The organism is Schleiferilactobacillus shenzhenensis LY-73 (genome assembly GCF_000469325.1).
Taxonomy (GTDB): domain Bacteria; phylum Bacillota; class Bacilli; order Lactobacillales; family Lactobacillaceae; genus Schleiferilactobacillus; species Schleiferilactobacillus shenzhenensis.
This window is the reverse complement of record NZ_KI271582.1, coordinates 117683-128670: the sequence shown is the minus strand read 5'-3', so window position 1 is coordinate 128670 and position 10988 is coordinate 117683. Positions and strand designations below refer to the sequence as shown.

The following is a 10988-nucleotide window of genomic DNA, read 5'->3' as shown; positions in this document are numbered from 1 at the left end:
CCGTGCCCACCACGTTCCAGGCCCCCTGGCGGAGGGCCCAAATCGCCGGGCCTCGCGAATCCTTTCCCTAACACACATAAAACTGGGCCAAAATCCACAACACAGTGTGAATTCCGGCCCAGCCTCACCTGCTCCAACTCAGAGTTGGTTCTTGCGGTCTTTGTATGCTGATTCGATCCGGTGGTACGCCCCCGGCTCGGCCGCTTCCACTGCGGTGGCAATGGTGTCCAATGCTTTGGGATAGTCAAACGTCGTGTTGAAGATTTGGGTAGCCGTGCTGCTGGCTTTGGCCACCGCCGGGTTCTCCTGCTTCAACGCATTGGCGTATTGCAGGATCTCCTGGGTCAGCGCCGCCGCATCGATCAGATCAGCGGAACGCTGCTTGAGTGTCTTCAGATCTTCCTGGGTCATGATCAGCTGCTTGGTGATGTCTTCCAAATTGATCTTCACCTGGTTCAGATCATGATCCAGTTTGCCGATTTCCTGCCGGACGATTTCTGCGAACTCCTTGTACTGTTTGGGCAAGCCGGGTAAGTTCTGCTGGCCCATTTCCCGGCGGGTCTCGCGGAACTCCATCATGAAGCGCGCCAGGTTCTGCCGGGCAATTTCTTCACCAGTCTCCAGCCCGCTCAGGTCCTTGTCCATGGCCACTTGCTTTTCTTCAATCGCCGTCAGCTGACTGTCGATTTTCTTCATGTCTTCAGCGACCAGCGTGAATACGGCTTCTTGGTCCGCAATCTTCTGCTCATCTTGGGTGAAGCGTTCCTGGGCTTCGGCAATTTGCCGGCCAAAGCGGGCCGCGGTTTGGACTTCATCGTTGGTCAGGACATAGCTTTCATCCAGGTGCCGCACTTCGTTTTGCAGCGTCCGGTTCTGCACGGCGGCGTGGGTAAGAAAGGCATGGAGCTCGCCGCGCATCTTCTCCACGTCGGCTTTGGCGTCGATCTCCTTTTGCATCACATCATACAGCCGGTCGATATGGTCCGCGATGGCTTTATTAGCCGCCTGCAAGTCGGCTACTTTATTTTGCCGGAGTAACGTCTCGGCTTTTTGCCGATCATCATCCAGCTTGGTCAACTCTTGGGGAATATTGATATCAAAGAAACGGTACCCGGCATCGTGCAATCGGTCATAGCCATTCGCCAATTCCTCAGCCTGGCCAGGAAAAATATTGGTCAGTTCATTGACCCGCGGCGGAATGTCATTGACTTCCTTTTGTAAAGCATCCAACTGTTCGTTGATCTGACCCAGGGCCGTGCGCGCCTGGATATGGTCGCCGTTACTTTCCAACACATCCACGTGAGCAAAGCTTTCATTAATTGCCGTGAGGGCTGTCTGCAGCGCGGTGATGGCACTGCCAAAGGAAAAGCTCTGGACCAGGATCGTCTTACGCAGCTTCTTGTAGCGTTCCTTCGCTGCCTGCTTGGCCGCTTGGTTCTCTTGGGCCACGTCCGTAATCTTGGCCAGAGCATCAGTGATGTCCTGAGCCGTGCGTTCCTCATCGGCAATACGGCCAGTCAATGTATCCACGATGCGGCGGGCCTGGGTAATGCGGTAATGGTCATTTAACTCGCCCGCTTGATTCAGCTGGTTCAGGACCGCGGGAAATTCCTTTTCCGTCAACCGATTATACTGTGCCTGCCAGCGGTGGAAAGTCTCGAGGCTGGCACCGCTGAGCGTCATTTTTGCCAACGTGCCCACTTGATCCATCAAGGGCAAGTCGGCCAGACGGCGCTGGCGCTGTTGGAGGGCCGCCAGCGCCGTTTGGTTCTGAAATTGGCGTAACAAAACAACACCGGCGGCCACGGCGATAACGACCAGCACAACGATCAAAATGATTCCCCAAAGCGGCACACTATCCACATCCTTACTTGCTGACTGACACCTTGCATTACCGGGAGTGCCGGCATACAATTACATACAAATTATACCAGAACCACCGCGCCGGTCTACCGACTGGCGCAAGTTTAGCAGAAATGAGGTAATGCGATGACCGATCTTTCTCTCTTAACCGACCAGCTGACCAGTCTCCTGGCTGGCGAAACGAACCGCGTCACTATGCTGGCCAACGCCAGCGCACTGCTCAACGACACGCTTCCGGACATCAACTGGGCCGGGTTCTATCTATATAATGAAGCGACCGGCCAACTTGATCTGGGACCGTTCCAGGGAAAAGTGGCGTGCATGCACATTGCACCAGGCCAGGGCGTCTGCGGGACCGCTTATGCCACCGGGCAAATTCAGCGGGTCGCTGATGTCCACCAATTTCCTGGGCACATTGCCTGTGACAGTGCCAGCAATGCAGAAATCGTGATCCCCTTGCCCGGGTTGGGCGTCTTGGATATCGATTCCCCGACCAAGGACCGGTTCAGTGCTGCTGACGAGGCGGCACTGACCACATTTGCGGCCACCTTGCAGCACCAGCTTGACACGGCGGCTGCTTCTTCGGTACAATAGCCGCTGTGCGTAAAATAAGCAGCAGCAAGCGGCAAAGCCGTCAACAGATGGCGACGTCCGACAATAGTTCAATCGTGTAACCTCCGGCTGCAAAGGTGAAAATTGTAACGTCATCTGAACGATTGCTGAACTTGCCCGGTTATTTTACAAACCAAATAAAATAATTGGAGGAACTTCAATGTCTCGTTATACTGGTCCCCGCTGGAAACTTTCCCGGCGTTTAGGTTTATCACTTTCTGGCACGGGTAAAGAACTTGCCCGCCGCCCCTATGCTCCTGGTGAGCACGGCGCGAACAACCGCCGCAAGATCTCTGATTACGGTGCACAATTAACTGAAAAGCAAAAGCTGCGTCTGATGTACGGCTTGAATGAACGGCAATTCATGAACCTGTTCATTCGCGCCGGCAAGATTCGTGAAGGTAAGCACGGTGTTAACTTCATGATCCTGCTGGAATCCCGCTTGGACAACTTGGTTTATCGCTTGGGCTTTGCGACCACGCGGCCCCAAGCCCGTCAGCTGGTCAACCACGGTCACATCACCGTGGACGGCAAGCGTGTCGACATTCCTTCATACGAAGTGAAGCCTGGCCAAGTCATCGGGTTGAAGACCAAGTCTAAGGACCTGCAAATGGTCAAGGATGCCCTGGACAACACCGTTGCGCGTCCCCCCTTCGTGACATGGGACGACAACAACCTGACTGGGACGTATGTCCGCCAGCCGGAGCGTGAAGAAATGGAACCGGAAATCGACGAGTCCTTAGTCGTTGAATTCTACAACCAAAAGCTGTAATACAATACAGTGTGTGGTTTCGAACAGCTCAGCAGTTGCTGGGCTGTTTTTTTGTCCAGAGGGCGGAGCCGAGCGGTTAGGCCACTCAGGCTAAGCGGCCCAAAGCCCAAAGCCCCGCACTTGGGCTTTGGGCGTTAGGGCCTTAGACTGTGGTGGCCTGCTCGGCGGATCCCGTTTTCAGAGCAGGCTGACCGGAGCCCTATGGTATACTGTAAATAACGATTCCTGTGGGAGGTTAAGGTTATGGCCAATAACGATGATGTGAATCAGCGCATTGAGGAGAGTGCGGCCGGCGGTCGGCAGACGAATCCGGACGAGCGGCGGCAGTATCTGGGGTCCCTGCGCGAGCGGGTGTTCCTGGCCATTACTGTCGGTCAGCTGCCGGACCCGGATGTGCTGACCGCGTTCAATGCCCATCTGGCTGATTTCAAGGGCTACAGTGCGCTGATCAACGGTAAAGTCGATAACAGTATTACCGGTGCGTACATCAAAGCACTGAGCAGCGGCGGTATCCCCTTCACCCTGGTCAACGATACGACGACACCCAGTGATAATGCGGCGATGGGTTTGCTGATCGTCGCCAAGGCGGCCATCAACGAACCCACCGTGGCCATTACGGCCAAGTATCCCGATGGTGCCCACTCCGCGGACCCGAAGGAGAAGAAACACAAAGGATTCTTTGATTCGCTGTTCTAGCCAACTGAGACTCAGACGCGGGTGCCCGCGTCTTTTTTCATGGTTTTCTGAATGAAAGGAAGATTGTATGGTAGAACCCCTTGCTTACCGGATGCGGCCCACAAACCTGGATGAGGTCGTCGGCCAGCAAGACCTGGTCGGTCCGGGCAAAATCATTCGCCGGATGGTCCAAGCCAAGCGCCTGCGCAGCATGATCCTTTATGGTCCCCCGGGAATCGGCAAGACCAGTATTGCCTCGGCCATCGCCGGCAGCACGAAGTATCACTTGCGTATCCTGAATGCGGCGACTGACACGAAGAAGGATCTGCAAATCGTTGCCGAAGAAGGCCGGATGAGCGGAACAGTGATCCTGCTTCTGGACGAGATCCACCGCCTGGACAAGACCAAGCAGGACTTCCTTCTCCCTCATTTGGAGAGCGGCCGCATCATCCTCATCGGGGCCACCACCGAGAACCCGTATATCAATATCAGTCCGGCCATTCGCAGCCGCACCCAGATTTTTGCGCTGCATCCCCTCAGTCCCGACGATATCATCAGCGCCTTGCACCGCGCTCTGACGGATAAGGAGAAAGGTCTGGGTCAGTATCCCGTCGTCATTAGCGACGACACGCTAGGTGTCCTCGCCCACGGGGCCCATGGTGATTTGCGCACCGCGTTGAACACGCTGGAACTGGCCGTGCTTTCGACCACGCCGGATCCCCAGGACAAGCAGATCCATATCACCGACCAGGTCATCGTTGATTCAGGGGCACGGCCGCCCATTGCCGGGGACAAGAACGGCGACGCCCACTACGACACCATCTCCGCTTTTCAAAAGTCGATCCGCGGTTCCGACACCGACGCCGCCCTGCATTATCTCGCGGTCTTGATCGCCAGCGGGGATCTGCCGTCAATCATGCGCCGGCTGCTGGTCATTGCTTACGAGGATGTGGGCTTGGCCAATATGCCCGCCGCTGCCCGGACCGTGGCAGCGGTGCAGGCAGCCGACCGATTAGGCCTGCCGGAGGGCCGTATTCCGCTGGCAAACGCCGTGATTGAGCTGTGTTTATCGCCGAAGTCCAACTCCGGAATGGCGGCTATCGATGCGGCCTTGGCGGATGTCCACGCCGGTAAGGGTCAGCATATTCCGGACACCTTGAAGGACGCCCATTACCAAGGCGCGAAGGACCTCGGTCACGGGACTGATTACAAGTACCCCCACGCCTATCCGGGCGATTGGGTCGCGCAACAGTATCTCCCTGATGACATCAAAACGGCGCAATACTATACGCCCAAACGTAACGGCAAGTTTGAAACGGCCTTAGCGGAACAGTACGCCCGGCTGCGCCAAGCCGGCCCGCACGGCCACTGAAAACGGACCCCGTCATTTTCCTGAAATGGCTTCCATTCCGCTTGCCAAACGGCTTTGCCCATGCTAGTATTAAGTATGGTCATCTTAGGTGTTCGAGTTTTCCTCTTATCAGGTTGACCGATCAAGTAACACCACATTGGGACGGCGAAGCTCCTCTGCGCGTGCATGCCATATCCCTTGGTAGCCCAGAACGGAGGATTAACCGACCCACCTGCTTAATATTAGCGGGTTCAACTGTACGGAAAAATCAACGGCACCACTAAGAGCCAGCACACAGCAGCGATGCTGTGTGTTTTTTTGTACGCTGGTTCTGCCCCACCCGCCTGCGATTTCTGTTATCATGAAGAAAACGCTTCGGGAAAGGATCCTCTTCGTGCTGGTCAAAATTGCCGTCATCGTCTTACTGGTTTTTCTGCTTCTTTGCGCCATGGTCGCCCGCGTCATCAGCGTGCGCCTCAGCGGATCGGACCAGGCCCCCCTGCCCGCAATCGGCCAGGTCTTGAAACCGGCACCGATTCTATTTTTAGTGATTGCTGTACTGGGTGCGCTGCTGCTCACTGCCGCACCCGCCCCGTGGAGCCTCATCACCGTCGGCTTGACTCTGGTCTACACCCTTTGGCTGGTCTTTCGGCTGGCCGCCATCCTGAAGAAGTGACGGTCATCGCTGCTTCTTCACGGGGAAGTACGGTATAATTAAGATGAATAGAAGAAATGGGGTGGACAATGATGTTACAAGAATACAAACGGGTCCTGGTTGCCATTGACGGTTCCTACGAAGCCGAGCTGGCGTTCCGTAAGGCCGTCGAGGTGGCCAAGCGGAACCATGCCCACTTGTTCCTGCTGCACGTGATCGATACACGGGCGTTCCAAAACGTTTCCAGTTTTGACTCGGCCATGGTGGAACAAGTGACTGAAACCCAGAAACAGACCATGAAAGAATATGTGGATATTGCCAAACGGGCTGGGCTCCCGGATGTTTCCTTCGAAATCGAATACGGGGCGCCGAAGACCTTAATTGGTCGGGAATACCCGAAGGCCCACGACATTGACCTGATCATGATTGGGGCCACCGGCCTGAACGCCGTCGAGCGTCTGCTCATTGGCTCTGTCACCGAATATGTGACCCGGGTGGCCACATGCGACGTGCTCGTTGTGCGGACAGACCTGGACAACCAGCCAGCGCTGGTCGACAGCAAGCACCCCGAGAGCAGCATCGGCAATGACGACGATCAATAATTCAATCAAACACAAGACAAAAACAGCGATCGGCCCAACTCGGCTGATCGCTGTTTTTCGCTCCCGATGATTTTAACTGGCTGCAGTTAAGTCTGCCAGCGTCGCATTGATGCGCTCCGCCATGACCGTATTCTGGCGTTCCTGAGCAATAAACAGCGCCCCGTGAAGGTCAGTCGCTGCTCTCTGCTGTTTCCCGGCGCCGGCCTCGGCCCGAGCGCGAACGAGGATGAACCGTTCCAGTAAAAACAAGCTTTGGCTTTCTTTCAGCAGGTACAGACCATCCGCTGCCGCGTGGTGGGCGTCACCCCACCGGCCTTGCGCACAGTAGACTTCGGCGAGGCCCAAATGGACGAACAATTGCAGCTCCCGGCCCCATTTCTCCTGCTGGTACACTTGGTCGATCTCCTTCCGGGCTGCCCGCAGATGGAACAAGGCTTCTCCTAATGCGCCCCGCTGGTAACAAATGTAGCCGACGCCCAGCTGGGCCAGCACCCGGTAAGCGTCCCATTCCCGCACCTGAGGATCGTGCAGCGTCTGGGAGAAACGCAGACTGGCCTGCGTCAAATCATGGTGGACCGCGTAGGCCTCTAAGCCCAACAAACAATAGTACCGGCGGCGCCACGACGGGTCAGGCAGTTCGTTGTCCCGCAACTGGGCCAATAATCCTTGACACCCGGCCACATCTTCGTGCATGAACGCGCGTAATGCGTTAGTGATCGTTGCCCCAGCCGCGTCGATCGGCCGTACCATCACCTTCTCTGGTGCCAATTCCAACCGGTCGCACAACTGGGTGACCGTTTCTTCCGTGACATTTTGATCACGCTTCTCGATCAGACTGATCGTTCCCTGGGAACATATTCCCCGGGCCAACGCGTCTTGGGACATGTGTTTCCGCAAACGGGCCTGGCGTAAGACGCGGCCTTTTATTAACATTCAATACACTCCTTGTGAACTTCCAAACACCCTGTGGTCTATTATAAAAGAACGCGTTCCCCTTTGTCACCATTTATATCAGTTGACCTGCGGCTGGTTGAGCACTAATCCCACTCTGGAGTGGTTGGCTTGATACAATAGAGGTAGCGACCATTCAATAAGAAAGCAGGGTTACTTATGGATCTCAAACAATACCGGTTTGCTGGTGACGGCACCTTCCGCATCAAAGATCAATCGACGTTGCCGCCACAGGCTTACCAAGACAATGAAAAGGCGATCAAGAAGGAAATCAAAAAGGACCGCAAAACACTCCAAGAGGCGCAAGAAAAGTTGTATGCCCAAAACCAATTCGGCATTTTGATTTTGTTTCAAGCCATGGACGCGGCCGGTAAGGACGGCATGATCAAACACGTCATGCGCGGCGTGAATCCCCAGGGCACGACGGTGACGCCGTTCAAGGTGCCCACGGCTAACGAACTGGCCCACGACTACTTATGGCGGACCCGCATTGCCTTCCCCCGCAGCGGCGAAATCGCCATCTTTAACCGCTCTTACTACGAGGAAGTGCTGGTGGACCGGGTCCATCCAGCGAATGTGCTGAAAGAACATATTCCCGGCATCGACGCCGTCAGCGACGTGAATGATACGCTGTGGCACCAGCGGTATCAAGACTTTAAGGATCTGGAAGCCTTCGCGAACCGCAACGGGATCGTGATTCTCAAGTTCTTCCTGCACCTTTCTAAAGGTGAACAGAAGAAACGGTTCTTGGACCGCATCGAAATTCCCGAGAAGAATTGGAAGTTCTCCGAAAACGATATCAACGAGCGCCAATACTGGGACCAATATCAGAAAGCGTATGAAGAAGCGATTCAGCACACCGCGACGAAAGAGAATCCGTGGTACGTCATTCCCGCTGACGACAAGTGGTATTCTCGCTTGATCGTCTCGAAAATCATCAACGCCCGCATTGCCGCCCTGCCCCTGCGCTTCCCACAAGTCACGGCAGAACAAAAACAGGGCCTGCATGCGGCCCTGGAGAAGTTAGAGGATCATTCGGCAAAAAGCAATTCGTAAGCGTCCCGGGGGGTGCCATCGCTGTCCACCATCCACACGGTCCCGGTGTGCTGGAAGGCAAAATCCGCCAGCAGCCGGTGCATCGGCAGGTTCTGGGCGTGGGTGTCGACCCGTACGGAGGGCAGTCCCGCAACTTGGGCGGCCGTTAACAACGCGCTCATGAAGGCCCGGCCAAAGCCGGCGTGCAAGTGGGTGCCATCCACCACGAACCGGTGAATCGCCAGATAAGGCTGGCCCGCTGTCAGCCAAGCCCCGTCGATCTTCGCGTAATTCGGATCGGGGGTCGTGATCACCGCGGCATAGCCGACCACGGTCCCATCGGCCATGACGGCCACCCGGCCAATGCCGGCTTGCACATCGGCTTGAAAATCCGCAGCGGCAGGATATTCTCCCTGCCACTGCGGTATTTTTTCGGCTGCCAGCCGTTCCCGGGCCGCTTGCCACATCCGCAGAACGGCCGCTTCGTCGGCTGCCGCCGCTTTTCTTACTTGAATTGTCTTCGTCATAGACTGCCTCATCTCTTAAGAATTATTGTTCGCAATGTTGTTGAGAAAACGGAGGATACTGTCAGGAAAATCGCCCCGTAAAATCATCGCCGTCAACAGCCGGTTACGGTTATACCAGCGATTCCAAAATGTGATGTTCTCCTGAGGATGAATGTGCTGCAGGTCTTCCTGCCACTGCTTCAACAGGAGCAGCAGGTAGTCGCTGTAAAAAGTCTCCTTATTCGCGATGCTGCTCAAGGAGAACGCCAGCCGCTGGTCCTCACCGAAGACCAGCCCGTCGGCCACGTCGCGATACCCCAAAATCACTGCGCTAAGCAGGAAAATCTTGTCTGCTCGGGTAATGTTGCGTTCGATCAGTTCATCCACCACGTTGCCGACGTGCATCCAGGTATGGCCCCAGCCCTTGCCGTCCACGTAGCCGCGCCCGTCTTGTTCCAGCAAAGCGTAAGTAGCGACCCGGTGCAGGATGACCAGGATCTCCCCTCCTGTGAGGGTATGGTAATCATTCCGGTCGGCAAACAGGAGCGTCCCCAGCACCAGCATCGCGAAGCTGCGCCGGAACATGGCGTCCGACTCCGGTTCCAGAATATGGGCGAAAAGATACTCCGGCGACGACACCACGGCGACACTGTAGTGAAATTGTTCATCCGTCAGCGTGTGGCTGCGCAGCAGATCATTGAACAGATAGAAAGCACCATGGTCCCGCATCCGCAGGTCGGTACTGCCCAGCTGATCCAGGATAAAGTCGAGATCTTCGTCTTTCAAATCTTGCGGCAGCGGTGCGGCACTGTCGTCATTGTCTTGGCTGGCCTGAGCAAGGCGGTCCCGGTAGCGCTTATTCAACGCCAGCATCCGGCCCAGCATCATCGGATTGGTCTCCGGCAGCTTCACGGCCGTCCGCCGCTTCTTGCGGCCCACCCGGCGGCGAGCCGCCACCATCAGCGTGGGCAGGTTCTTGTAGATGTCGCCCTGGTTGAGCTGCACCCGGAGAACGTCTAATCGATCATAGAAATCTTGTATCACTTGCTCCATTACCGTGTTCCTTTCTGCACTCTACTCATTTATCTTACCAAAACTTCTTGGACAGGTCGCCCTCAATGTTGGCAGCGCGGTATACTGGAATTGAAAGAAGGTGGATGGACATGGAGACGCCCGGGCGCAATTGGCTGCCGGCATTGGCGCAAACGTGGCACGCATACGAACGTAATCGCCAGTTGGCCACCCACCGCCGGCTGGTGGCCGAACATTACCGTACCGATATGCTGAACCTGATTGGTCGGAAGTACCGCCAGCCGTTTTTGATCAGTGCCGCAGCAGCGCTGGCTGCGGCGGCCGTGTTGGCCGCCATCGCCATCCTGGGCAACGCCCCGTGGATCTGGACGCTGGTCTTGACTCTGCTGGTGGCGGCGTTAGTCATCAGCAGCATCGGCGTCTACCGCAGCAAGCAGGTCAATCTGCTGCGCCAGCCCCGGTATCGGCGGACGATCCACCGGTTGAAGCACACCAGCCACTTCACCCGGCTGGCGAAGACGGATTGGGCCATCCGTACCGAGCAGGCGGGGCTGTTCACGCAGCCTGTCGTCGCAGCGACCCTAGCAGCACTGCCGGCCGCCTTACATACCCAGGAGGCCGTCTCCGGGCTGTACGTGCTCATCTGGCGCCAGCAGGCCGCCACCCTCGACCAAGCCATCAGTCTCTACCAGCGCGCCCCGCACCAGGTCGGCATGACGCCCTACGCGGTCCGGCAGCTGATGTACCAGACGAAGCAATCCTAAGTAAGAAAATTCGCAATGCCAGTGACTCTCGGCACTGCGGATTATTTGTCTTTTGACGTAATCTTAATCACCAGTGTCCGTGAAACGTCAATGCTTGCCGCTGCACCAGATCACTACGGGCTCCACAGATTGGGTGATAGGTTAGTGTCTGGCTCTGACCCGGGTGACTC

Annotated in this window: 12 protein-coding genes and 1 other RNA gene; 9 read left to right on the top strand and 4 right to left on the bottom strand. The window is 56.3% G+C overall.

The window, feature by feature from the left end; translation table 11 throughout:
* Window positions 1-138: 138 nt before the first annotated feature.
* The gene (locus L248_RS00600) at window positions 139-1854 is read right to left on the bottom strand and encodes a septation ring formation regulator EzrA (RefSeq protein ID WP_051999808.1); all 1716 of its coding nucleotides are present in this window, start codon (window positions 1852-1854) and stop codon (window positions 139-141) included.
* A 135-nt stretch (window positions 1855-1989) separates the two neighbouring features.
* Between L248_RS00600 and L248_RS00595 the strand changes: the two genes are divergently transcribed.
* The 7 genes from L248_RS00595 (at window position 1990) to L248_RS00570 (ending at window position 6530) form a co-directional block, all read left to right on the top strand.
* The gene (locus L248_RS00595; protein ID WP_022528075.1) at window positions 1990-2457 is read left to right on the top strand and encodes a GAF domain-containing protein; all 468 of its coding nucleotides are present in this window, start codon (window positions 1990-1992) and stop codon (window positions 2455-2457) included.
* Window positions 2458-2635: 178 nt separating this feature from the next.
* On the top strand, window positions 2636-3247 hold the full coding sequence (rpsD, locus tag L248_RS00590) for a 30S ribosomal protein S4 (protein WP_022528074.1): 612 nt from the start codon (window positions 2636-2638) through the stop codon (window positions 3245-3247).
* Window positions 3248-3490: 243 nt separating this feature from the next.
* Window positions 3491-3943, top strand: coding sequence for a YueI family protein (locus L248_RS00585; protein ID WP_022528073.1), 453 nt, complete (start codon window positions 3491-3493; stop codon window positions 3941-3943).
* A gap of 67 nt (window positions 3944-4010) precedes the next feature.
* Window positions 4011-5294, top strand: coding sequence for a replication-associated recombination protein A (locus L248_RS00580; protein WP_040534138.1), 1284 nt, complete (start codon window positions 4011-4013; stop codon window positions 5292-5294).
* 77 nt (window positions 5295-5371) lie between these two features.
* Window positions 5372-5565, top strand: a non-coding RNA gene (gene ssrS / locus L248_RS15510) — 6S RNA.
* A 69-nt stretch (window positions 5566-5634) separates the two neighbouring features.
* Window positions 5635-5949, top strand: coding sequence for a hypothetical protein (locus L248_RS00575; RefSeq protein ID WP_022528071.1), 315 nt, complete (start codon window positions 5635-5637; stop codon window positions 5947-5949).
* A gap of 71 nt (window positions 5950-6020) precedes the next feature.
* Window positions 6021-6530, top strand: a complete 510-nt coding sequence (locus tag L248_RS00570; RefSeq protein ID WP_040534321.1) for a universal stress protein — start codon at window positions 6021-6023, stop codon at window positions 6528-6530.
* Between the two features lie 72 nt (window positions 6531-6602).
* On the opposite strand, the gene L248_RS00565 is transcribed toward L248_RS00570, so the two are convergent.
* Complete coding sequence (locus L248_RS00565; RefSeq protein WP_040534134.1) at window positions 6603-7463, bottom strand: helix-turn-helix transcriptional regulator; 861 nt, start codon at window positions 7461-7463, stop codon at window positions 6603-6605.
* 177 nt (window positions 7464-7640) lie between these two features.
* Between L248_RS00565 and L248_RS00560 the strand changes: the two genes are divergently transcribed.
* Entirely contained in the window at window positions 7641-8537 is an 897-nt protein-coding gene (locus L248_RS00560) for a PPK2 family polyphosphate kinase (RefSeq protein WP_022528068.1), read from the top strand.
* Here L248_RS00560 and L248_RS00555 read toward each other — a convergent pair.
* On the bottom strand, window positions 8513-9043 hold the full coding sequence (locus L248_RS00555) for a GNAT family N-acetyltransferase (protein WP_022528067.1): 531 nt from the start codon (window positions 9041-9043) through the stop codon (window positions 8513-8515). The two genes, L248_RS00560 and L248_RS00555, sit on opposite strands and share 25 nt — an antisense overlap.
* Window positions 9044-9058: 15 nt before the next feature.
* On the bottom strand, window positions 9059-10075 hold the full coding sequence (locus tag L248_RS00550; RefSeq protein ID WP_022528066.1) for a DUF2785 domain-containing protein: 1017 nt from the start codon (window positions 10073-10075) through the stop codon (window positions 9059-9061).
* Window positions 10076-10185: 110 nt separating this feature from the next.
* Between L248_RS00550 and L248_RS00545 the strand changes: the two genes are divergently transcribed.
* Window positions 10186-10818: a hypothetical protein gene (locus L248_RS00545; RefSeq protein WP_040534132.1), complete on the top strand. Its 633-nt coding sequence runs from the start codon at window positions 10186-10188 to the stop codon at window positions 10816-10818.
* Window positions 10819-10988 lie beyond the last annotated feature (170 nt).